The sequence below is a fragment of the Pseudomonas sp. NFACC39-1 genome (assembly GCF_900110355.1).
Taxonomy (GTDB): Bacteria; Pseudomonadota; Gammaproteobacteria; order Pseudomonadales; family Pseudomonadaceae; genus Aquipseudomonas; species Aquipseudomonas tehranensis.
Genome location: NZ_FODL01000003.1, coordinates 507955 through 529861 on the forward strand (window position 1 = coordinate 507955; position 21907 = coordinate 529861).

General features: G+C 62.4%; 20 protein-coding genes. 7 read left to right on the plus strand and 13 right to left on the minus strand.

Annotated elements, in window-relative coordinates; all coding sequences use genetic code 11:
- Positions 1-271: 271 nt before the first annotated feature.
- The 4 genes from BMY45_RS09095 to BMY45_RS09110 are packed head-to-tail and all read left to right on the plus strand — an operon-like array spanning position 272 to position 5398.
- Positions 272-754: a formate dehydrogenase subunit gamma gene (locus tag BMY45_RS09095; RefSeq protein WP_092396791.1), complete on the plus strand. Its 483-nt coding sequence runs from the start codon at positions 272-274 to the stop codon at positions 752-754.
- A complete protein-coding gene (locus BMY45_RS09100) occupies positions 748-2307 on the plus strand; it encodes a formate dehydrogenase beta subunit (protein WP_092396793.1) in 1560 nt (519 codons plus the stop codon). The genes BMY45_RS09095 and BMY45_RS09100 overlap by 7 nt, the downstream gene beginning before the upstream one ends.
- The gene (gene fdhF, locus BMY45_RS09105) at positions 2304-5180 is read left to right on the plus strand and encodes a formate dehydrogenase subunit alpha (protein ID WP_092396795.1); all 2877 of its coding nucleotides are present in this window, start codon (positions 2304-2306) and stop codon (positions 5178-5180) included. The genes BMY45_RS09100 and fdhF overlap by 4 nt, the downstream gene beginning before the upstream one ends.
- The gene (locus BMY45_RS09110) at positions 5177-5398 is read left to right on the plus strand and encodes a formate dehydrogenase subunit delta (protein ID WP_092396797.1); all 222 of its coding nucleotides are present in this window, start codon (positions 5177-5179) and stop codon (positions 5396-5398) included. Before fdhF ends, BMY45_RS09110 begins: the two co-directional genes overlap by 4 nt.
- A 50-nt stretch (positions 5399-5448) precedes the next feature.
- Here the strand turns inward: BMY45_RS09110 and BMY45_RS09115 are convergent, their stop codons facing one another.
- The 7 genes from BMY45_RS09115 to BMY45_RS09145 form a co-directional block, all read right to left on the minus strand.
- On the minus strand, positions 5449-5823 hold the full coding sequence (locus BMY45_RS09115) for a Na+/H+ antiporter subunit G (protein WP_092396799.1): 375 nt from the start codon (positions 5821-5823) through the stop codon (positions 5449-5451).
- A complete protein-coding gene (locus BMY45_RS09120; protein ID WP_047225717.1) occupies positions 5820-6098 on the minus strand; it encodes a K+/H+ antiporter subunit F in 279 nt (92 codons plus the stop codon). Before BMY45_RS09120 ends, BMY45_RS09115 begins: the two co-directional genes overlap by 4 nt.
- Positions 6095-6583, minus strand: coding sequence for a Na+/H+ antiporter subunit E (locus BMY45_RS09125; protein ID WP_092396801.1), 489 nt, complete (start codon positions 6581-6583; stop codon positions 6095-6097). Before BMY45_RS09125 ends, BMY45_RS09120 begins: the two co-directional genes overlap by 4 nt.
- Positions 6580-8262: a monovalent cation/H+ antiporter subunit D gene (locus tag BMY45_RS09130; RefSeq protein ID WP_092396803.1), complete on the minus strand. Its 1683-nt coding sequence runs from the start codon at positions 8260-8262 to the stop codon at positions 6580-6582. Before BMY45_RS09130 ends, BMY45_RS09125 begins: the two co-directional genes overlap by 4 nt.
- Entirely contained in the window at positions 8259-8603 is a 345-nt protein-coding gene (locus BMY45_RS09135; protein WP_003202835.1) for a Na+/H+ antiporter subunit C, read from the minus strand. The genes BMY45_RS09130 and BMY45_RS09135 overlap by 4 nt, the downstream gene beginning before the upstream one ends.
- Positions 8603-11530: a monovalent cation/H+ antiporter subunit A gene (locus BMY45_RS09140; RefSeq protein ID WP_092396805.1), complete on the minus strand. Its 2928-nt coding sequence runs from the start codon at positions 11528-11530 to the stop codon at positions 8603-8605. The genes BMY45_RS09135 and BMY45_RS09140 overlap by 1 nt, the downstream gene beginning before the upstream one ends.
- 180 nt (positions 11531-11710) lie before the next feature.
- A complete protein-coding gene (locus BMY45_RS09145) occupies positions 11711-12736 on the minus strand; it encodes a DMT family transporter (RefSeq protein WP_092396807.1) in 1026 nt (341 codons plus the stop codon).
- On the opposite strand from BMY45_RS09145, the gene BMY45_RS09150 reads away from it, so the two are divergent.
- Entirely contained in the window at positions 12731-13294 is a 564-nt protein-coding gene (locus BMY45_RS09150) for a helix-turn-helix domain-containing protein (RefSeq protein WP_092396809.1), read from the plus strand. The two genes, BMY45_RS09145 and BMY45_RS09150, sit on opposite strands and share 6 nt — an antisense overlap.
- A gap of 15 nt (positions 13295-13309) precedes the next feature.
- Positions 13310-14758, plus strand: a complete 1449-nt coding sequence (locus BMY45_RS09155; RefSeq protein ID WP_092396811.1) for an FAD/NAD(P)-binding protein — start codon at positions 13310-13312, stop codon at positions 14756-14758.
- 186 nt (positions 14759-14944) lie between these two features.
- Here BMY45_RS09155 and BMY45_RS09160 read toward each other — a convergent pair whose 3' ends face one another.
- The 3 genes from BMY45_RS09160 to BMY45_RS09170 form a co-directional block, all read right to left on the minus strand.
- Positions 14945-16060 carry a Gfo/Idh/MocA family protein gene (locus tag BMY45_RS09160; protein ID WP_092396813.1) on the minus strand — a complete coding sequence of 372 codons (1116 nt, stop codon included), beginning with the start codon at positions 16058-16060 and terminating at the stop codon, positions 14945-14947.
- A gap of 216 nt (positions 16061-16276) precedes the next feature.
- Positions 16277-17044 carry an SDR family oxidoreductase gene (locus BMY45_RS09165; protein ID WP_092396815.1) on the minus strand — a complete coding sequence of 256 codons (768 nt, stop codon included), beginning with the start codon at positions 17042-17044 and terminating at the stop codon, positions 16277-16279.
- Positions 17045-17068: 24 nt separating this feature from the next.
- The gene (locus BMY45_RS09170; RefSeq protein ID WP_092396817.1) at positions 17069-18136 is read right to left on the minus strand and encodes a phosphotransferase family protein; all 1068 of its coding nucleotides are present in this window, start codon (positions 18134-18136) and stop codon (positions 17069-17071) included.
- A gap of 181 nt (positions 18137-18317) precedes the next feature.
- On the opposite strand from BMY45_RS09170, the gene BMY45_RS09175 reads away from it, so the two are divergent.
- Entirely contained in the window at positions 18318-18713 is a 396-nt protein-coding gene (locus BMY45_RS09175; protein WP_092396819.1) for a DUF4280 domain-containing protein, read from the plus strand.
- A gap of 136 nt (positions 18714-18849) precedes the next feature.
- On the opposite strand, the gene BMY45_RS09180 is transcribed toward BMY45_RS09175, so the two are convergent.
- From BMY45_RS09180 to BMY45_RS09190, 3 genes are read right to left on the minus strand one after another with little or no spacing between them, the layout of a single operon-like run.
- Positions 18850-19392 (minus strand): toxin-antitoxin system YwqK family antitoxin, encoded by a 543-nt coding sequence (locus BMY45_RS09180; RefSeq protein ID WP_092396821.1) that lies wholly within the window; start codon positions 19390-19392, stop codon positions 18850-18852.
- A 13-nt stretch (positions 19393-19405) separates the two neighbouring features.
- A complete protein-coding gene (gene tssI / locus BMY45_RS09185) occupies positions 19406-21415 on the minus strand; it encodes a type VI secretion system tip protein VgrG (protein ID WP_092396823.1) in 2010 nt (669 codons plus the stop codon).
- 18 nt (positions 21416-21433) lie between these two features.
- On the minus strand, positions 21434-21877 hold the full coding sequence (locus BMY45_RS09190) for a hypothetical protein (protein ID WP_092396825.1): 444 nt from the start codon (positions 21875-21877) through the stop codon (positions 21434-21436).
- Positions 21878-21907: the final 30 nt, after the last annotated feature.

Sequence of the window (21907 nt, forward strand, 5' to 3'; positions counted from 1 at the left end):
AATAACCAATAGTGAATTAAGCTATGAGAGCTGACCGCCTCCTGGCTCAAGTCGCTTTCAGGACACGTTAAGTCGTCTGTGTGCAACCGCCGCCCCCCGGGAGTGGCAAGCTGTAACGATGCCCCGGACCTGGTGCGCCTAGACACTTGGCCGGAGAGCGAGAATGGTGACTGGATCAACCACGCGTCCGTGACGTGGCCCGGCACCGCAGCCAAGACTCCGGACGGCTGCCGCATTGCGGCGGTGTCGTTCGAGATGCCGAGGTACGTTTATGCCTGATGAGACGCTTCACCTGCCTCTGATTCATAGCGTGTTGCAGTGCGAAAAGGACACCCCCGGTGCCTTGCTGCCGATTCTCCACGCCATCCAGGAAGGCTGCGGGTACGTCCCCGACGCCGCCGTCCCGGAAATTGCCCATGCCCTGAACCTCAGCCAGGCTGAAGTGCGCGGGGTCATCAGTTTCTACCACGATTTCCGTACCTCGCCGCCAGCGCGCCACACGCTACGTCTGTGCCGGGCCGAGTCCTGCCAGAGCATGGGGGCCGAAGGCCTGGCTGCACAGTTGCGTGAGCAGTTGGCGCTGGATGATCACGGCACCAGTGCCGATGGCAGCATTAGCCTGCGTCCGGTCTATTGCCTGGGCGCCTGCGTCTGTTCACCTGCGCTGGAACTGGACGGTGAGCTGCACGCACGGTTAACCCCCGAGCGCTTGCGTGAGCTGGTCAAGGGTTGTCTGGAGGAGGGCGCATGCTGAAGCTCTGCATCCCCCGTGATTCAGTGGCCCGTGCCGTGGGCGCGGACAAGGTCGCAGCGGCGTTGGCGAGTGAAGCTGAGCGTCGACAACTACCATTCGAGCTGCGCCGCACCAGTTCACGCGGCCTTTATTGGCTGGAGCCGATGCTGGAGCTTGAAAGCGACGGCGTCCGGCTGGGCTTTGGCCCCATCACGCCGCAAGACGTGCCGGGCCTGCTCGATGCCCTGGCGGGCGATCCCGCCAGCCATCCGTTGGCCTTGGGCCCGGTTGAGCAGATCCCGTATCTCAAAAGCCAGCAGCGTCTGCTGTTTGCGCGTGCCGGCATCACCCAACCGCTGTCCCTGGACGATTACCGTGCCCAGGGCGGTTTCCTCGGGCTGGCGCGGGCGATTCAGATGGACGGCGCAGAGGTGGTCGCCAGCGTGCTCGATTCCGGCTTGCGCGGACGCGGTGGCGCGGCGTTTCCGGCGGGCATCAAGTGGCGCACTGTGCGCGACGCGGTAGGGGCGCAGAAGTACGTGGTGTGTAACGCCGATGAGGGCGACTCCGGTACTTTTGCCGACCGCATGCTGATGGAAGGCGATCCGTTTCTTTTGATCGAAGGCATGATCATCGCCGGGATCGCCGTCGGCGCGACCATGGGCTACATCTACGTACGTTCGGAGTATCCGGACGCTATCAGCACCCTGAACGATGCGCTGCGCATCGCCCGTGACGCTGGGTATCTGGGCACGAACGTGAGCGGCAGCGGCCGCGCTTTCGACATTGATGTTCGGGTGGGGGCCGGCGCCTACATTTGCGGCGAGGAAACGGCACTGCTCGAATCCCTCGAGGGCAAGCGCGGCACGGTCCGGGCCAAACCACCGCTGCCCGCCATCCAAGGCCTGTTCGGGCTGCCGACGCTGGTCCACAACGTGGTGACCCTGGCCTCGGTGCCCGTAATCCTGGAGAAGGGCGCGCAGTTTTATCGCGACTTCGGCATGGGCCGGTCCCTGGGCACGATGCCGTTTCAACTGGCCGGCAATGTGCGCCAGGGCGGCCTGGTGGAGCGCGCCTTCGGCCTGAGCCTGCGTGAACTGGTGGAAGGTTATGGTGGCGGTACCGCCAGTGGTCGACCGCTGAAGGCCGCGCAAGTGGGCGGGCCGCTGGGTGCCTGGGTGCCGCCTTCACAGTTTGATACGCCGTTGGACTACGAAGCATTCGCCGCCATGGGCGCCATGCTCGGCCACGGTGGCGTGGTGGTTGCCGATGACACGCTGGACATGGCCCACATGGCCCGTTTTGCCTTGCAGTTCTGCGCCGAGGAATCCTGCGGTAAGTGCACGCCGTGCCGGATCGGTTCCACCCGTGGCGTGGAAGTGGTGGACCGCTTGATCGCCAGCACCGATGCGGCTACACGCCAGGAGCAGGCACTGCTGTTGCATGATCTGTGCGACACCATGCAGTACGGCTCGCTCTGCGCCCTGGGGGGAATGACGTCCTTTCCCGTCGGCAGCGCCCTCAAGCATTTTCCCGCCGACTTCGGTCTGGCGACCACGGAGGCCGACCAATGATCACTATTTTCGACCCCAGCAGCGATATCGACCTCGGCACCCCGGCGCGTGAAAGCGACGTGCAGGTCAGCCTGACCATCGACGGGCGCGAAATCAGCGTCGCCTCCGGCACCTCGGTCCTGCGCGCGGCGGCCATGCTGGGCACCACCATCCCGAAACTCTGCGCCACCGACAGCCTGGAAGCCTTCGGCTCCTGCCGCATGTGCCTGGTGGAGATCGACGGTATGCGCGGCTATCCGGCGTCCTGCACCACGCCGGTCACCGAGGGCATGGTGGTACGTACCCAGACCTCCAAACTGGCCGACCTGCGGCGCAACGTGATGGAAATGTATATTTCCGATCACCCGCTGGACTGCCTGACGTGTGCAGCCAACGGCAATTGCGAGTTGCAGACGGTGGCGGGGCAGGTCGGTCTGCGCGAGGTGCGCTACGGCTACGAAGGTGCCAATCACCTGGCCGAAGCCAAGGACGTCTCCAACCCTTATTTCGAATACGACCCGAGCAAGTGCATCGTCTGCAACCGCTGTGTGCGCGCCTGTGAGGAGATCCAGGGCACCTTTGCCCTGACCATCACCGGACGCGGCTTTGATTCCCGCGTGGCGGCAGCCGGCGGTGACAACTTCCTCGACTCCGAATGCGTCTCCTGCGGCGCCTGTGTTCAGGCCTGCCCGACGGCGACCTTGATCGACAAGAGCGTCGTGGAGATCGGCCAGCCGGAACGCAGCGTCATCACCACCTGTGCCTATTGCGGTGTGGGTTGCTCCTTCCGCGCTGAAATGAAAGGCGAGCAACTGGTGCGCATGGTCCCGGACAAAAACGGCCAGGCCAACCATGGCCACTCCTGCGTCAAGGGCCGCTTCGCCTGGGGTTACGCCACCCACCCGGACCGCATCACCAAGCCGATGATCCGCAAGCACATCAGCGACCCGTGGCAAGAGGTCAGTTGGGAAGAGGCGGTCACCTACGCGGCCAGCGAATTGCGCCGCATCCAGCTCAAGTACGGGCGCGACTCCATCGGTGGCATCACCTCCAGCCGCTGCACCAACGAAGAAACCTACCTGGTGCAGAAACTGGTGCGCACCGCTTTCGGCAACAACAACGTCGACACCTGCGCCAGGGTCTGCCATTCGCCCACCGGTTATGGCCTCAAGCAGACCTTGGGCGAATCCGCCGGCACTCAGAATTTCGACTCGGTGATGAAGGCCGACGTGATCCTGGTGATGGGCGCCAACCCCACTGACGCTCACCCGGTCTTCGGTTCCCAGCTCAAACGTCGCCTGCGCCAGGGCGCGCGGCTGATCGTCATCGATCCGCGTCGTATCGACCTGGTGGATTCACCCCATGCCCGTGCCGACCTGCACTTGCAGCTGCGTCCGGGCACCAACGTGGCGATGCTCAATGCGCTGGCCCATGTGATTGTCACAGAAGGCCTGGTTGATCAGGGGTTTGTCGAACAACGCTGTGAGCCTGCGGACTTCAACCGCTGGCGCGATTTCGTCAGTCTGCCGGAGAACTCCCCCGAGGTTCTGGGCCCTGTTTGTGGCGTACCCGCCGACCAGATCCGCGCCGCCGCGCGGCTTTACGCCAGCGTTGACAACGCGGCGATCTACTACGGACTCGGCGTCACCGAACACAGTCAGGGCAGCACCTCGGTCATGGGCATCGCCAACCTGGCCATGGTCACCGGCAACATCGGCCGCGAGGGTGTCGGGGTGAACCCGCTACGTGGGCAGAACAACGTCCAGGGTTCCTGCGACATGGGCTCTTTCCCCCACGAGCTGCCGGGCTATCGGCACATTTCCAACGAGACGGTGCGCGCCCAGTTCGAACAGGCCTGGAACGTGACGCTGCAACCCGATCCGGGGTTGCGCATCCCCAACATGTTCGAAGCGGCTCTGGATGGGACCTTCAAGGCGCTTTACTGCCAGGGCGAGGATATCGCCCAGAGCGACCCGAACACCCAGCACGTCACTGCGGCGCTGTCAGCCATGGAATGCGTGGTGGTGCAGGATATCTTCCTCAACGAGACGGCCAAGTTCGCCCACGTGTTCCTGCCGGGCAGCTCGTTCCTTGAGAAGGACGGCACCTTCACCAACGCTGAACGCCGCATCTCTCGGGTGCGCAAGGTGATGGAACCCTTGGCCGGCAAGGCCGATTGGGAAGCCACCGTGGCCCTGGCCGACGCCTTGGGCTACAAGATGCACTACAGCCATCCCTCGCAGATCATGGACGAAATCGCCAGCCTGACACCGACGTTCAGTCGCGTCAGCTACGCCGAACTGGAACGTCACGGCAGCCTGCAATGGCCGTGCAACGATGCCGCGCCCGACGGCACGCCGACCATGCACATCGATCAGTTCGTGCGGGGCAAGGGGCGCTTCATGCTCACCGGCTACGTGCCTACCGAAGAGAAGGTCAACAGCCGCTATCCGTTGCTGCTGACCACCGGACGCATCCTCAGTCAGTACAACGTCGGCGCCCAGACCCGACGCACCGACAACGTGGCCTGGCATGAGGAGGACCGCCTGGAGATCCACCCGACCGACGCCGAGAACCGCGGCATCGCCGAGGACGACTGGGTCGGCATCGGCAGCCGTGCCGGGCAGACGGTGCTGCGTGCGAAAGTCACCGAGCGGGTGGCGCCGGGCGTGGTCTACACCACCTTCCACTTCCCTGAATCGGGTGCCAACGTCATCACCACCGACAACTCCGACTGGGCCACCAACTGCCCGGAATACAAAGTGACGGCGGTCGAGATCGTGCGGGTCAGCCAGCCTTCCGAATGGCAGAAGCGCTACCAGGCCTTCAGTGATGAACAGGGACGTCTGCTCAAAGAGCGTCGCCATGCCGAGAAAGCCGAGGTGCGCCGATGAGTTCCGAAAGCCTGATCAAGATGGCCAACCAGATCGCGCAGTACTTCGCCAGTGAGCCGGATCACACGCTGGCAGTGAACGGGGTGCGCCAACACATGAAGAGCTTCTGGACGCCGGCCATGCGTCGCCAGTTGAGTGCCTGGCAAACCGAGCACCCGGGCGCGGTCCTGCATCCTCTGGTGGTGGAAGCATTGACGGAAACGCAAGGGGTTGCTTAACGATTGCTGCGAGGGCAGGGGGATATCCTTGGCAGATAACCCCCTCGCTCTCAAGGCATTGGCGAGTCGCCCTGATCCGTCCTGCGGCTGCTGACTTCCGCCGGTACGTCATCGCCGGCCATGCGTTTGCGAAACAACGCGGCCCGGGCCAGCAACAGGGTGGTCACCGGTACCGTGATGGACAGCAGGATCGGTATCAGCCAGGCATGCAGCACCGGGCCGGATTTGAGCGCTGAAAAATAGATGATCGAGGCCAACGCCACGCACCAGGCGCCCAATGTTGAAGCCAGGGCCGGAGGGTGCATGCGTTGGAAATAATCCTTCAAACGCACCAGGCCGATCGCTCCGGCCAGGGCGAACAGGCTGCTGAGCACCAGCAGGATGGCCACGGGAATTTCGACCCACATCGACAGTTCGCCGCTCATTCAATCACCTCGCCGCGCAACAGGAACTTGGCCAGGGCGAACGAGCCGACAAAGCCGAACAGGGCGATCATCAGCGCCGCCTCGAAATAGGTGTCACTGGCGTAACGAATGCCCAGCACCAGCATCATCAGCATCGCCACGATGTACAGATAGTCCAGGGCCAGTACCCGGTCTTGCGCCGACGGCCCCTTGAACAGACGCAGCAAGGTCAGCACCATCGTCAGGGAGAACAGGAACAGGCTCAACAGGATCGCGTTGGACAGCAATGGGCTCATTCGAAAATCTCCATCAGCGGCCGCTCGAAGGTGGTCTTGAAGTGCGTAATGAATGCCGCTTCGTCTTCCAGATCGAACACGTGCAGCAGCAGGACGCTGCGATCCAGGGCCAGTTCCGACCATACCGTTCCGGGAATTACCGTGGTGATCATCGACAGCGCCGCCAGGCCATTGGCATCGTGCAGGTCCAGCGGCACCTTGATGAACCGCGAGCGAGGTGGGCGGTGTCCGGCGTTCATCACACTCCAGGCCACGGCCAGATTGGACACCACCACCTCGCGACCCACCAGCAGGAACAACCGCAGCACCGCCCAAGGCCGCCGAATATGGATGGGCCTGGGGCGCAACGGGCGCATCAGCAAAGGTGCCAGCACGCCCAGTGCCGCTCCCAGCAGCAGATGCCCTGCGCTGAGGGACAGGTTCAACAGCAGCCAGAGCAACCAGAGTGCCAGGGACAACCACGGAGCAGGAAACAAACGTTTCATGGTTGCACCTCTGTCAGCGCGCTATCCGCTTTCGGGCCGGGGACGGCGCGGGTAGCGAGCACCGACATCACGTAATGTTCGGGGTTGTTCAGCCCGGCGGCCGCCTCCTGGGTGTAGCGCAGCAGTGGCTCGGCCTTGAAGGTCAGCGCGATGCCCAACCCCAGCAGCACGATGATCGGCAGGCATTCGGAAGGTCGCAACAAGGGTGACGGTCGTTCTTGCGGCGTCCAGAAACGCTGGATACCCAGGCGCGAGAAAGCGATCAACGACGCCAGCCCCGACAGGATCAACAACGCCAACAAGCCCCACGCCTGGTTCGACACCGGTTCCACACTTTCCCCAAGCCCCTGAGGATTGAGCAACGCGCTCATGAGCCCCAGCTTGCCGATGAACCCCGAAAGCGGCGGCATGCCCACCACCAACAGCGTGCAGGCGATGAAACTCAAGCCGAGGAAGGCCATGGTCCAGGGAATGACTTGCCCGATGACGGCTTTCTGTTCGTCATCGAGGTTGATGCCCTTGGGCGGTTGCAGGGATTCAAGTGGCCGAGGCAGGACATCGAGATCGTCCTCCAGCGACGGTTCATTGGCCGAGCGCGAGCGTTCGATCAGCTCGGCCAGCAAGAACAACGCACAGAGTGCCAGGGTCGAGCTCACCAGATAAAACAGCGCCGCACCCACCAGGTTTGGCTGGGCAAAGCCGATGGCCGACAACAGGATCCCGGCGGACACCAGGATACTCAGGCTGGCCATGCGCTCCAGGCGCTGGGCCGCAAGAATGGCGATGGCGGCACAGACGATCGTCGCCATGCCGCCGTAGATCAGCCAGTCGCCGCCGAAATACGCTGAGGCGCCGGCCTGACCGGAGAACAGCAACGTCCACAGGCGCAGGATCGTGTAGACGCCCACCTTGGTCATGATCGCGAACAGCGCCGCCACTGGCGCACTGGCGGCGCTGTAGGCCGGAACCAGCCAGAAATTCAGCGGCCACATGCCGGCCTTGGCCAGGAACGCCACCGCCAGGATGCCTGCCCCGGCGTGCAGCAAGCCCCGGTCGGCTTCCGGCACCAGGGGCACCTTCAACGCCAGGTCAGCCATGTTCAACGTGCCGGTGACGCCATAGATCAGCGCCGCGCCGATCAGGAACAGCGAGGAGGCCAGCAGGTTGATGGAAATGTAGTGCAGCCCCGACGACACCCGCGCCCGGCCCGAGCCGTGCAGCATCAAACCGTAGGAAGCGGCCAGCAGCACCTCGAAGAACACAAACAGGTTGAACAGATCCGCCGTGAGGAAGGCCCCATAAAGGCCCATCAACTGGATCTGGAACAGCGCATGGAAACTTGCGCCGGCGCGATCCCAACGGGCTGTGGCGAACAGCAAGGCACTGACGCCGATGATCCCGGTCAACACCAGCATCAGCGCCGACAGGCGATCGACCACCAATACAATGCCGAACGGCGCCTGCCAGTTGCCCGGCAAGTACACGCCGATGGAGGCGGGCAGGGCCTGGCCCTGGGTCCAGTACAGCAACAGCATGGCGATACCCAGGCCCAGCAGGCTGGAAAACAGGTTGATCCGGGCTTTGAGCGGACGATGTTTTTCGCCCAGCATGAGCATCAACGCAGCGGTCAACAGCGGCAGCAGGATCGGCGCGGCGATCAAATGAGGCGTCAACATCATTCCTTGGGCTCCCGGCCGTCCACATGGTCGGTGCCGGTCAAGCCCCGGGAGGCCAGCAGGACCACCAGGAACAGCGCGGTCATGGCGAAGCTGATCACAATCGCAGTGAGGACCAGCGCCTGGGGCAGTGGGTCGGTGTAATGCAGCAGATCCTGGGGCACGCCGTCCTTGATGATCGGTTCCTTGCCGATGAACAGGCTGCCCATGCTGAAGATGAACAGGTTGACGCCATAGGACAGCAGGCACAGGCCCATAACCACTTGAAAGGTCCGTGGTCGCAGCACCAGCCAGACCCCGGAGGCGGCCAGTACGCCGATTGCTATTGCGATGACTTCTTCCATCAGGCCGCGCCTCCTGCTACGGGTTGTGCAATGGGTTTGGGATGCAGACCAGGCTTGTGGGCCCGCACCGACTGGTGAGCCAGGGCGGTGAGAATCAACAGGGTCGAGCCGACCACCACGGCATAGACGCCGATGTCGAAGAACAGCGCGCTGGCTAGGTGAATATCGCCCAGCAACGGCAACTCGAAATGCCAGGTGTGGGTGGTCAGGAAGGGATAACCCACCGCCATCGCGCCAAGTCCCGTGACCGTGGCGAACAACAGGCCCGTGCCCATCCAGCGCAGCGGACGCAGGCTCATCTGGGCTTCGACCCATTGGGTGCCGGCGACCATGTATTGCAGGATGAACGCCACCGACATCACCAGCCCGGCCACGAAACCGCCACCGGGTTGGTTGTGACCGCGCATGAACAGGTAGAACGACACCACCAGGGAGATCGGCAGCAGCAAACGCACCAGCACCGACGGCACCATCATGAACCCCAGCGCGGTATCACTGGCGTGGCGCGGGTTGACCAGATCGGTCACCACGTCGGGTGCCAGCAGCCGCTGTTGTGCCGGTAGCTGCATGCTTTCCTTTGGCGGCCGGAAACGTCGCAGCAGGGCGAAGACCGCCAGGGCAACCGCTACCAGCACGGTGATCTCTCCGAGGGTGTCGAAGCCGCGGAAATCCACCAGCATCACGTTCACCACGTTGCTGCCGCCGCCCTCGGGCAGGGCGCGGCTGAGGTAGAACGATGAAATATCGTTGGGGGTCTGACGGGTCAGCATTGCGTAGGACAGCAGCGCCATGCCGCCACCCACGGCGATGGACAGCAGCAAGTCCCGCAGACGACGGATGCGTGCGCGCCGTTCGCTGTTGGGCCGCGGTGCTGCGTCCTCGATCCGCCGTGGCAGCCAGCGCAGGCCCAGCAGGATCAGCACCGTGGTCACCACTTCCACGGCCAGTTGCGTCAATGCCAGATCGGGGGCCGAGAACCAGACGAAGGTCACGCAGGTCATCAGGCCGCAGACGCTGACCATGGTCACGGCCGCGAGCCGGTGATACTTGGCCTGCCAGGCCGCGCCCAGGGCGCAGGCGATCGCCAGCAGCCACAGGGTCACGAACACGATGGAGCCAGGGATCTTCGGCCGGTCGCCCCACACCAGCGTGCTGTTGAGCATCGGAATCAACCCGGCCAATACGGCGGCCAGCACCAGCCAGAACAACTGCGCTTGCAGGCGCCGGGTGCTGATCTTGCGTTCCAGCCGTCGGCCCTGACGCATCATCAGCACCAGGCAGCGCTCGAACAGCCGCTTGCCGCTGAATCGGCCTATGAACGGTGGATGCTTGATGTGGCCCAGTTTGAACTGATTGCGCAGCAGCAGATAAAGCACGATGCCGCCGGACATCGCCACCAGGCTCATGATCATCGGCGCGTTCAGGCCGTGCCAGATCGCCAGGCTGTACTCGGGCAACGGGCCGCCCACCACCGGCAACGCGGCGGCGGCCAGCAACGAGCCGACCACCTGGGCCGGGAAAATGCCCACCAGCAGACAGGCGAACACCAGCAACTCCACCGGCGCGCGCATCCAGCGTGGCGGTTCATGGGGGGTATGGGGCAGGTCGGTGGCGGGGGGGCCGAAGAACACGTCCACAGTAAAACGCAGGGAGTAGGCGACGCTGAAGGTCCCGGCAATGGTGGCGATGATCGGCAGCGCCAGCTCGACCCAGGCCGTGGCGGAAATGAACACGGTTTCGGCGAAGAACATTTCCTTGGACAGGAACCCGTTGAGTAGCGGCACCCCGGCCATCGCCGCGCTGGCGACCATGGCCAGGGTGGCGGTGAAAGGAATCAGCCGCACCAGGCCACTGAGCCGGCGAATATCGCGGGTGCCGCTTTCGTGGTCGATGATCCCGGCGGCCATGAACAGCGAGGCTTTGAAGGTGGCGTGGTTAAGAATATGAAACACCGCCGCCACCGCCGCCAGTGGACTGTTGAGGCCCAGCAACAGGGTGATCAACCCCAGATGGCTGATGGTGGAATAGGCCAGCAGGCCCTTGAGATCGTTCTGAAACATCGCGCAGTAAGCACCGAGCAACAACGTACAGGCGCCGGCGCCGCCGACGATGTAGAACCATTGTTCACTGCCCGACAGCGACGGCCACAACCGCGCCAGCAGGAATACTCCGGCCTTGACCATGGTGGCCGAATGCAGATACGCCGACACCGGAGTGGGCGCGGCCATGGCATGGGGAAGCCAGAAGTGGAAAGGGAACTGTGCGCTTTTGCTCAGCGCGCCAATCAGAATCAGCGTCAGCAGGACGGGGTAGAGGGCGTGGTCACGGATCAGGTTGCCGGCAGCCAGGACCTTGTCCAGGTCATAGCTGCCCACCACATGACCGAGGATCATCACGCCGGCCAACAGGCACAACCCGCCGGCCCCGGTCACCATCAAGGCCATGTAGGCACCGCGTCGGGCATCAGAGCGGTGGTGCCAATAGCCGATCAGCAGGAATGAGAACAGGCTGGTCAGCTCCCAGAAGAACACCATCTGGATCAGGTTGCCGGAAATCACCAACCCCAGCATGGCGCCCATGAACGCCAGGAAAAATGCAAAAAAACGCGGCACCGGATCGTCCGGCGACATGTAATAGCGGGCGTACAGCGACACCAGCGTGCCGATGCCCAGCACCAGCATTGAAAACAGCCAGGCGAAACCGTCCAGGCGCAGCACGACATTCAGGCCCAGGCTCGGTAACCAGAAATACTCCTCACGGATCACACCGCCGTCGGCGATCTGCGGGTACAGCAAAGCCACCTGAACGGTGCCGACCAAGGCCACAAGGCCTGCCAGCACGGATTCGGCATTACGGGCGTTATGCGGCAGCAGCGCCGCGACACAGCTGCCGATGAAGGGCAAAAGCAATAGAACTATCAGTGACATAGGCTTCTATTCGGCGGGAGTTTGTCAGGGATCATACGTGGCGTGCGTCCGATCACCAACCGCCAGCCTGTCGCAGAATCCTACAAGGTAGGTGGAGTATTCCTATTTTGCGTGTGTAGGAGTTGCCGAAGGCTGCGATCGTTTCAAAGACAACGACTTCTCAAGGCTTTTTCGATTGCCTCAGCGTTCGCGCTCAAGCACCTCATCCGCCTCGTTGACAATTTTGCTGCGGGTCTTCAGTTCGCTGACGATCACTGCCGCCACGATCAGCCCCGCGCCTACCAGCGCAATCGCCGGCAACCGCTCGCCGGCCAGGCGCCCGGCAATCCCGGCCCACACCGGCTCGCCGGCATAGATCAGCGTGGCGCGGGTGGGCGAGACGCTTTTCTGCGCCCAGTTCATCGCCACCTGGATCGCCGCGCTGGCCGCCCCCAGGCCCACGGCGCTGACCAGCAGCAGCCAGGAGAAGTCCGGAATCCTTTCCTGGGTCGGCACCACCATCAAAAATGCCAGTACCGCCGTGCTTGCCAGTTGCACCACGGTGACCCGGCGCACATCGACCTGGCCGGCGTAGGCGCTGATCAGGATGATTTCGGCGGCAATGGCGATGGCGCTGATCAGCGTGGCGATTTCACCGGGGCTGAAGTTCAACGACGCCCCGGCGGGGCCCGACACCAGCATCAACCCGGTGAAGGCCAGCATGATGCCGAGGCTGGGCATCAACCCGGGCCGACGGCCCAGCACCAGCCACTGCAACAGCGGTACGAATGGCACGTAAAGCGCGGTGATGAACGCTGACTGGCTGCTGGGAATGGTCTGCAGGCCGACGGTCTGCAAGCCATAACCGAGCATGATCGCCACGCCGATGAAGCTTCCGGCCTTGAGTTCGAACAGGGTCAGGTCGCGCAGATGACGCCAGGAGAACAGCGCGACGAACGCTGCGGCGGCGGCAAAACGCAGGCCGACGAAAAACATCGGTCCGCTGACGGTCATGGCGTGCTGCACCAGCAAGAACGTCCCACCCCAGATCATGGTGATCAGCACTAGCACGCATTCGGCCTTGCTGAACCTGGAGAAACGGGAGGAAGCTTGGGGGGAGTTCACCGATGCCATGACCTTGCGCGCCACCTGAGGCGGACGCACAATGCGCCCGAAGAAGGTGGGCAGTATAATGCGCAACCCCAGCAGATGAGCAATATAGTGCACAAAGAAAACGGCCAGCGGGCATCCGTCCTGCAACACGTCAGCCAGAACGTCCGCCGCTTGCGCCACGCCGCGCAGCTCAGCCAGACAACCCTGGCCGAACTGTCCGGGGTCAGCCGGCGCATGTTGGTGGCCATCGAGGCCGGCGAAAAGAACGTCAGCCTGACTACCCTTGACCGTGTCGCCGAAGCCCTCGACGTGGCCTTCAGCGACCTGATCCAGGCCCCCGATGCCCGCGACCCGAGTCGCATCAACGAACTGGCCTGGGCCGGTACCATCCCCGGCAGCAAAGCCGTGCTGCTGGCCAAGGCCACTGCCAGCCGCGAAGTCGAACTCTGGGAATGGCGCCTGGAGCCCGGTGAGCGTTACCCATCCGAACCTGATGCCGATGGCTGGAGTGAGCAGCTCTATGTTTTCGAAGGTTGCCTGACCCTGACGCTGGGTAGCGAAGAGCACCAGATAGGCGCCGGTGAGTTTTTCATGTTTGCCAGCAACCAGCCCCATGCCTATCGCAATGAGGGGCCGGTGGCGACGAGATTCGTACGCAACGTGGTGATTTGATTCCTGGAGAGCGACATGCATACAGCGCTGGATCGACCTTTCAGCAGCATCACCCGCGAGGCCGACGTCTTGATCGTCGGCGGTGGCCTGAGCGGAGCCATGCTGGCGGCGCAGCTACTGCGCCTGCCTGGCCGGCGCAGCGTGCTGATTGTCGAGCCGCGCAGCGAACTGGGTCGGGGCGAGGCCTACAGCGCGGTGGAGCTGGGCCACACCTTGAACGGCAACGCCGCGCGGATGAGCGTCGATCCGGACAACGCCGATGACCTGACCCAATGGCTCGCCGAATTCATCGAGGCCGGTGGCTGGCCCGAGTCGGATCAGCAGCATGTGCCGGTCAGCGAACTGTTCCCGCCCCGGGGAATCTTTGGCTTGTATGTGCAACAGCGTCTGGCTGAAGCCCGGGCGCAGGGAGCCCGCAATGGCTCGGTGGCGGAGCATGTGCGTGGCGAAACCGTCGATCTGCAGGTCGCGGCTGACACCGTGCTGTTGACGCTGAGCGATGGCCAGACCTTGCGCGGACGTTTCGCGGTGCTCGCCACGGGCATGTTCCCGGCGGCGCGCACCCCGCAGACCGAATCCAGCGGCTTGAATGCCGCCGCGCTGGACCCTTGGGATGTAGCGGCGATGCGTCGGCTCGATCCGCAATCCACGGTGTTGATCATTGGCTCAGGGCTGACGATGGTGGATGCCGTGGTGTCCCTGGAGCAGGCCGGGCATCGCGGACCTATCGAAGTGTTTTCCCGCCATGGCCTGCTGCCCCATGTGCGTCGACAACCGCCTGAGTGGGTGGACTTTCTCGCCGACGATCACAGCCTGCGCTCGCCACGCCAATTGATGCGCGCTCTGCGTGAGCAATGTCGTCAGGCCCAGGCCCAGGGTATCGACTGGCAAGCCCCGCTGGACACGGTGCGTGCGCACATCGGGCGCTTGTGGAGCCAGGCCAGTGATGTGCAGCGCCGACAGTTTGTGCGGCATGTGCGGCCCTGGTGGGAGAGCCATCATCATCGTTCACCACCTTTGAGCGCCGAGCTGGTGGCGCGGCTACATGAGCAAGGGCGGTTGCGGATCCAGGCGGCTTCGTTCAAGGGGCTGGCGTCGTCGCTCGAGGGAGCGGTGAACATCCGCATTCGGCGGCGGGGTGAGGCGGATCTAACGGTGGTGCAGGGCGCTGCGCTGATCAACTCCAGTGGCATCGAATACGATTGGCGTCGAGTTGCCCGACCGTTGCCCCAACAACTACTGGCTCGCGGACTGGTTCAGCCCGGCCCGTTGGCCCTGGGCATCGCCGCCCGTGCCGATGGCGCAGTGCTGGATGCCCAGGGCGAGCCTGCCAGTCGTCTGTTCGCCATGGGACCTCCGTTGCGCGGGATGTGGTGGGAAAGCACCGCAGTGACCGATGTGGCGAGCCAGGCCAAGGCGCTGGCGGCGCGGTTGGTTGAGTTGCAAAGCCAATACCCAGGCTGAACACACTCCCCCGTGGCGAGGGAGCAAGCTCCCGCCGGACTGCATGTAGGAGCTGTCGAGTGCAACGAGGCTGCGATCTTTCCCCAGACACTTGAATCCCAAGCGAAAGATCAAAAGATCAAAAGATCGCAGCCTTCGGCAGCTCCTACACAGCCCAGCGGGAGCAACGTGTTCACTCGTGGGAGGTTACAGCTCGCTGATGTTCACCCAACGCCCCTCCCGCGCCGCCAGGCGAATCGCTGCCGCCAGCCGTTCCACTTCCCAGGCTTCTTCAAAATCGGTTCCGTCGCCGCCCTGGCCGGCGATGGCCATGATCAATTCCTGGACCTCCAGGGTCTTCAATTCGTTGTACCCCAGCTGATGCCCGGCCGCTGGGCTGAATGCGGCGTAGCCCGGCAGGTCCGGGCCGGCCAGCAGACGTTGAAAGCCCCCTTGGCCGACGCGGCACAGCCGCAGTTCATTCAGCCGTTCCTGATCGAACGCCAGGGTGCCGAGCGTGCCGCTGATCTCAAAACTCAGGTGATTCTTGTAGCCGTGCTTGAGCCAACTGCTGCTGACCGTGCCTCGGGCGCCGCTGGTGAAGCGCAGCAGGGCGTGGACTTGGTCATCCACGGCGATGGTGCGCTGCTCAGTGTTGCCGGCACTGGCTGGGCGTTGGCTGTGTACGGTCTGGCTGTCGGCACACACCGCCTCGACATCGCCCAATAAATGACGGGCCATGGCCAGCAAGTGGCTGCCCAGGTCCGCCAATGCGCCGCCGGCGTGGGCGGCTTCGCAGCGCCATGACCACGGTGAGGTCGGATCGGCCATGAAGTCTTCGCTGAACTCGCCCTGGAAACTGATGATCTGTCCCAGTTCCCCGCGCTGGATCATGTCCCGCGCCCGTTGAATAAGCGGATTGTGCTGGTAGTTGTAGCCGACCCGCGTGACCACGCCAGCCGCCTTGGCCGCCCGTTGCATCTGGTCGGCCTGTTCCAGGGACACGGCCAGGGGCTTTTCACAATAAACCGGCTTACCCGCTGCCAGTGCAGCCATGGCCATCGGGAAGTGCAAATGGTTGGGCGTGGTGATGGCGATCAGGTCGACCTTCGGGTCGTCGATCAGTTGTTGCCAGTCGCTGTGGGCCGTTTCGAACCCCCAGCTCTGGGCGCACTGTCGGGCACGCTGGGGATCGGCATCGGCCAGCGCCGCCAGTTTCAGGTGTTGAGGAAGGTTGAACACCGCTTTGGCGTTATGAAATGCCAAGGCATGGGCACGGCCCATGAAGCCAGTACCAATCAGACCGATGCCGAGTTCGCGCATGAGAAAGAGCCCCTTTGAGTTTTTATTTTCAGAAGGGCTCTTTATGGAATAAATATTCGCATATTGCAAATGTTGGAATAAATATTCTTTAATTGGCGCTCACTGCACCACCCCCTGTGGGAGCGAGCCTGCTCGCGATAGCGGTGGATCAGTGACATCAATGCTAGCTGATCCAACGTCATCGCGAGCAGGCTCGCTCCCACAGGGGAAACATCATCAGGACAGGAAACCCCCATCCACATTCAACGCCACACCGGTGGTATAGCTCGACGCATCACTGGCCAGGTACAGCACCGCGCCGGCCATTTCGCTTGGGTCGGCCACGCGCTTGAGCGGGATCTGCGCCAGGGCGGTTTTCAGGATCGCGTCGTTCTTGACCAGCGCCGAGGCGAACTTGGTGTCGGTCAGGCCCGGCAGCAAGGCATTGCAGCGGATGCCGAATTGCGCGCATTCCTTGGCGAACACCTTGGTCATGTTGATGACTGCGGCCTTGGTCACCGAATAGATGCCCTGGAAGATCCCCGGCGAGATGCCGTTGATCGAGGCCACGTTGATGATGCTGCCGCCACCGTGCTCGCGCATCAGTTTGCCGGCTTCCACCGACATGAAGAAATAGCCGCGAATGTTCACGTCGACGGTTTTCTGGAACGCCCCCAGGTCGGTGTCCAGCACGTTGCAGAACTGCGGGTTGGTGGCGGCGTTGTTTACCAGGATGTCCAGGCGCCCGAACTGCTCGCGAATGCCGGCGAATACCTGGCTGATCTGTTCCATTTCACCGATGTGGCAGGCGATGGCGGTGGCTTTGCCGCCCGCAGCGATGATGGCATCGGCCACGTGCTGGCAACCCTCGAGTTTGCGGCTCGAGACGATCACATGGGCGCCTTGCTGGGCCAGCAGTTTGGCGATGGCCTCGCCGATGCCGCGGCTGGCGCCGGAAACGAAAGCGATTTTACCGTCGAGGTCGAACAACTGAGTCTTGGACATGCTGTTTCCTTGTTATAGGTGCGCTCAGAGCGTGGATTTGCTGATGACCTGCAGGCTCATCTGCTCCAGCAGTTTGTTCATCTGAACGAACTGCGCGAAGCGTTTGTCCTGGGTCTGGCCATGGAAGAAGCGGTAGTAGATCTGCTGGACGATGCCGGCCAGGCGGAACAGGCCGTAGGTGTAATAGAAGTCGAAATTGTCGATGCGGATCCCGGAGCGTTCGGCGTAGTAATCGACGAACTCGCGACGGGTCAGCATGCCCGGTGCATGGCTGGGCTGGCGGCGCATCAGTTGTACCGGGGCCGGGTCGCTGGCTTCGATCCAGTAGGCGAGGCTGTTGCCCAGGTCCATCAGCGGGTCGCCAAGGGTGGTCAGTTCCCAGTCCAGCACGCCGATGATCTGCATCGGGTTTTCCGGGTCGAGGATCACGTTGTCGAAGCGGTAGTCGTTGTGCACGATGCTGGAAGTGGGGTGATCGGTGGGCATTTTGTCGTTGAGCCAGGCCATGACCGCCTCCCATTTCGGCGCGTCCGGGGTCAGGGCCTTTTCATATCGGTCGCTCCAGCCACGAATCTGCCGGGCCACGTAGCCTTCGGGCTTGCCCAGGTCGGCCAGGCCGCAGGCCTTGTAGTCAACCTGATGCAGTTCGACGAGGCGGTCGATGAAACTCTTGCACAGGGCTTCGGTACGGGCGGCGTCAAAACCCAGTTCCGGCGGCAGGTCGGAGCGCAGGATGATGCCCTTGACCCGTTCCATCACGTAGAACTCGGCACCCATCACCGACTCGTCGGTGCAGTGCACGTAAGCTTTCGGGCAATATGGGAAACCTTCGCGCAACTGATTGAGGATGCGGAACTCACGGCCCATGTCGTGGGCGGACTTGGCTTTATGGCCGAACGGCGGGCGTCGCAGGACAAATTCCTGTTCAGGGTATTCCAGCAGGTAAGTCAGGTTCGAAGCGCCACCGGGAAACTGGCTGATCTGCGGCGTGCCGGTCAGGCCTGGAATATGGGCCTTGAGGTACGGGTCAATCAGACTGGCATCGAGTTCTTCACCGTCGCGGACACGGGTGGACTGATCAGTAAACGCCATGCTTATCCCTTCTGCTTATTTTGGAGGCCATCGATCATTGGCTAATCTAATGGCAGGTGAGGGGCGTCACAAGCACGCCAAGGTCTTATAGGTTAGCGTGTTGCAGGATAATCAGCGGGCCTGATGCCGGGCGGATGAGCTATGGTTTCAGCGTCTGTCGCTTTTCAGGGGAGCCATCGCGATGGGATGCCCGCAAGTCTGTGGCACTGCAACCTTGCAATGCAGTTTCGGCGCCGCCCCGGCGGTACTCAATGTGCTGCCGGTCAATCGGCTGCTGACCGGCGGGATGCCGGCGGCCAATATCATGGATCACATCCCCCTGGTGAACATCACCACCTTCGGCATGTGTCAAAGCCTGGCTAATCCCACAGTCGCCGCTGCGACCACCGCGGCACTGGGCGTGCTGACACCCATGCCGTGCATTCCTGCCACCGCAACCCCGTGGATCCCCGGCGGCCCACCAACCTTGCTGCTGGGCAACATGCCGGCCATCGATGCCAACAGCACCTTGATGTGTACCTGGGCCGGGGTGATCAAGATCGTCGTGCCGGGGCAGGTGCAGATGTTGATTCCTTGAATGGTGCGAACCTACAGGTATCAATGATTTCCTGTGGGAGCGAGCCTGCTCGCGATAGCGGTGGATCAGCTTGCAGTGATGTTGGATGTGCCACCGCTATCGCGAGCAGGCTCGCTCCCACAAGGGGCGGGGGTATTCAGGCTTGCGCCGGGTCATTCCAGCGCCTGAACCACCAGCGTACCCTAGAGATCGGCTTGCCGTCGGCGTCCAACGGCCGACCGTCTGCGGCGTAGGCGTGTGCCGGTTCCAGCAGTTGGCCGTTGAGGTAGCGGGCATCGACGGCGGGGTTGCCATTGGGGTGCATGCGTCGATAACGACCGTCACGCACACCGTCACGATAGAACTCGGACTCGGCCAGTTGCCCGTCGGGGAAATAGTTGTTCGCCTCACCGTGCAGCAACCCACCCCGATAAGTGGCCTGACGCTGGAGCCCGCCTTCGGCGGCGTAAAAGCTCGCCACGCCCTGCAGTTTGCCTCTGACGAAGGGCAACACCGCCGAGACTTTACCGTTGGGGTGATACAGCGTGCTGGTGCCTTGCAGCTCACCTTGCTGATAGTTGAGGGTCGCTTGCCGACGCTGGGCCTCATCAATCTGCAGTGAGCCGTTGAGGTGGCCGTCGACCAGTTGCCCGCTCAGGTGGCTGTCGTCACGTTCCAGGTCGAGTTTTTTCGAGGCCATCGGCGCACTCCTGTCAGTTGACCTTCACCAGGCCGCCCTTGATGGTCAGCATGCCGCCGCCGTCCACGGTCTGTTCGGCGGCGGCCTTGTTCACCAGACTGATGCCGGCGTCGTTGGTCAGGGTGGTGCCGGCCTTGTTTTCCAATGACGTACCGGCCTGATTGCTCAGGGCGGTTCCAGCCTTCTGGCTGATGGACGTGCTGGCCTGGGCCGCCAGGTCCGCACCGCTCTTGATCGCGAAACTGCCACCGCTTTGCAGGGTCAGGGTGCCGCTGACCTTGATGGTCAGGTTGCCGTCCACCGTCAGCTCATAGTTACCGCTGACCTTGTGCGCGTAGTTGCCTCCGGTGCTGTGGTTCTGGTCCGAACCCACGGTCACGGTGCGGGTGTCCTTCACATCGAGGCTGTCGCTGCCGGTCTGGATGGTCACGCTGCGTTTGCCCTTCTCCAGGGTGACGGTTTCGTCGCCTTCCTTGACCGTGCGGGTGCGAGCGTTCTGCACCGTGAGGGTTTCATCGTGACCGACCGTGGCGGTGGTGTCGTTGAGCACGTTGATGTTGAAGTCTTTCTGAGCCTGGAGAAAAACCTCCTCTGCGTCCTTCTTGTCCTCGAAGCGTAATTCGTTGAAACCGCCGCCGCCCTTGGACGAGTTGGTCTTGATCCCGGACTGGGTCTGGTTGGCCGGCAGCGCGTAGGGCAGGGCGTTGTCGCCGTTGTAGACGCAGCCGGTCACCAACGGCCGATCGGGATCGCCGTCGATGAAGGTGACGATGACCTCTTGGCCGATGCGCGGCACGAACTGCATGCCAAATCCCTTGCCGCTCCAGGGCAACACCACACGAACCCAGCAGGATGAACTCTCGTCGTTCTTGCCGGTGCGGTCCCAGGGAAACTGCAACTTTATCCGCCCGTATTCGTCGGTCCAGATTTCCTCGCCGGCCTTGCCCACCACGAGTGCGGTCTGAGTGTGCATGCGCGGTTTTTGCGTGGTGCGGGGTGGTCGATAAGTCGTGGCCTTGGGAATCGCCTCGAAGCGGTTTCGGTAGCTATCGTGGCTGGCTTCGTGGCTGACTGAGGTCACCACCCAATCGATATTCAGCGTCGAGTCTTCATGGCCGGCGAGGGTGAACCAATACCCCGGCACCAGCCAACGGCAGTCGCTTTCGCCGACAAAACGCTTCTCTTGACTGCGCAGGCCATCCACCCGTTGTTTGGTCAATGCATCGCCCTGGCCCTTGGCGTCATAACCGCCCGGATGCTCGTATATCGAACTTGGCCCGGCGACGGCTTCGGCCTGGCTGTAAAGTGACGTCGTTGGCGTGGTGAATTGATAGTCGGTCGCCTGGTACACCCCGGCCACTGCTTGCAGGCACACCTGGCCTGAGCGGACGCCGTGCAGTTCCCGATCACCGATGTTCTGCCCGAGATAATTCACTGTCGGGCCATTGGGAATCGGCAAGAACGCATCGTTGCTGTCGGCCAGCACCAGCGTGTGCTTGCCTTCCTCGTGGCTGAAAAACCAGAAAATCCCGTCTTCTTCCATCAACCGCGAAACAAAGGCCAGATCGGTTTCGCCGTATTGCACGCAGTATTCGCGGGGTGTGTAGCTGCCGGTGAGTTTGAGCTGGAAGTCGGTGAAACCATGGGCCTTGAAAATCGTGGTGACGATGTCCGAGGTGGCGAGGTTCTGAAACACCCGGTTGTTGCTCGCCAGGGTCAGCCACCACAGCCATGGGCGCAGTAAAAGTTGATAGCGTTCGGCGGTGGCGTCGGCGGGGAGCTGGCGGATCTCCGCGACCAGACAGTCCAGCGGGCGCAACAAGGCGTCCTTGTGCAGCGTCATGGTGACATGGCTGGCGACAGCGCTGGTGAGGGTCAGCGAGGAGCCGTCGTTGATGCCGTTGAGGATGTGCGAGCCCAAGGCATTGAGGCTCTCTTCGCCGGACAGCGATTCCGGATACAGCGCTGACAGCGTGGCCGCAGTGAGGGAGAGGGTGGTGTTGCTGTCGGTGGAGCGGGGCATTGATTGTCCTCAGCGCCGTCAAATATCGTCAGGAAATCCTTCGACCGGGCCTGCCCATAAACATGATTCAACTGGGAAAGGAACATTGTCCAGTTGATTGGTATTGACGCCAATACGTTGAGCGCAAATTTTGTCAGGCTCGCCAACTTTTTTAATCTTGATGAATCCGCTATTTACGTAGTCATCCACTTTCTTCATCTGTTTTGGTTTTATCCATGTGATGTTGAAGTACAAAACATAGACTTCTGACAGTTTGCTAATGCCAAGTTTCTCTTTTTTCTCTCGTATTTCAGACGGTGGTATGGTCGTTAAATAGAACCCTTCTTCATGCTGCTTTTTGAACCAGGCCCACTTTTGAGGTTGATTCATCGTGCATTTCCACTCCCGGACGGCGGGGGTGCCGATTTGATTATCAGTGATGGATTTGGCCGCTGACTGGGTGGTGTAGTGGTAGAACTTCATAAGGGCTCCGGTCCAACTCAGAAAGTCTTA

What these genes read in the sequence shown, in the direction of transcription:
- BMY45_RS09095 (WP_092396791.1), top strand. Translation starts at nt 272, where the DNA reads ATGCCTGATGAGACGCTTCACCTGCCTCTGATTCATAGCGTGTTGCAG.
- BMY45_RS09100 (WP_092396793.1), top strand. Translation starts at nt 748, where the DNA reads ATGCTGAAGCTCTGCATCCCCCGTGATTCAGTGGCCCGTGCCGTGGGC.
- fdhF (WP_092396795.1), top strand. Translation starts at nt 2,304, where the DNA reads ATGATCACTATTTTCGACCCCAGCAGCGATATCGACCTCGGCACCCCG.
- BMY45_RS09110 (WP_092396797.1), top strand. Translation starts at nt 5,177, where the DNA reads ATGAGTTCCGAAAGCCTGATCAAGATGGCCAACCAGATCGCGCAGTAC.
- BMY45_RS09115 (WP_092396799.1), bottom strand. Translation starts at nt 5,823, where the DNA reads ATGAGCGGCGAACTGTCGATGTGGGTCGAAATTCCCGTGGCCATCCTG.
- BMY45_RS09120 (WP_047225717.1), bottom strand. Translation starts at nt 6,098, where the DNA reads ATGAGCCCATTGCTGTCCAACGCGATCCTGTTGAGCCTGTTCCTGTTC.
- BMY45_RS09125 (WP_092396801.1), bottom strand. Translation starts at nt 6,583, where the DNA reads ATGAAACGTTTGTTTCCTGCTCCGTGGTTGTCCCTGGCACTCTGGTTG.
- BMY45_RS09130 (WP_092396803.1), bottom strand. Translation starts at nt 8,262, where the DNA reads ATGATGTTGACGCCTCATTTGATCGCCGCGCCGATCCTGCTGCCGCTG.
- BMY45_RS09135 (WP_003202835.1), bottom strand. Translation starts at nt 8,603, where the DNA reads ATGGAAGAAGTCATCGCAATAGCAATCGGCGTACTGGCCGCCTCCGGG.
- BMY45_RS09140 (WP_092396805.1), bottom strand. Translation starts at nt 11,530, where the DNA reads ATGTCACTGATAGTTCTATTGCTTTTGCCCTTCATCGGCAGCTGTGTC.
- BMY45_RS09155 (WP_092396811.1), top strand. Translation starts at nt 13,310, where the DNA reads ATGCATACAGCGCTGGATCGACCTTTCAGCAGCATCACCCGCGAGGCC.
- BMY45_RS09160 (WP_092396813.1), bottom strand. Translation starts at nt 16,060, where the DNA reads ATGCGCGAACTCGGCATCGGTCTGATTGGTACTGGCTTCATGGGCCGT.
- BMY45_RS09165 (WP_092396815.1), bottom strand. Translation starts at nt 17,044, where the DNA reads ATGTCCAAGACTCAGTTGTTCGACCTCGACGGTAAAATCGCTTTCGTT.
- BMY45_RS09170 (WP_092396817.1), bottom strand. Translation starts at nt 18,136, where the DNA reads ATGGCGTTTACTGATCAGTCCACCCGTGTCCGCGACGGTGAAGAACTC.
- BMY45_RS09175 (WP_092396819.1), top strand. Translation starts at nt 18,318, where the DNA reads ATGGGATGCCCGCAAGTCTGTGGCACTGCAACCTTGCAATGCAGTTTC.
- BMY45_RS09180 (WP_092396821.1), bottom strand. Translation starts at nt 19,392, where the DNA reads ATGGCCTCGAAAAAACTCGACCTGGAACGTGACGACAGCCACCTGAGC.
- tssI (WP_092396823.1), bottom strand. Translation starts at nt 21,415, where the DNA reads ATGCCCCGCTCCACCGACAGCAACACCACCCTCTCCCTCACTGCGGCC.
- BMY45_RS09190 (WP_092396825.1), bottom strand. Translation starts at nt 21,877, where the DNA reads ATGAAGTTCTACCACTACACCACCCAGTCAGCGGCCAAATCCATCACT.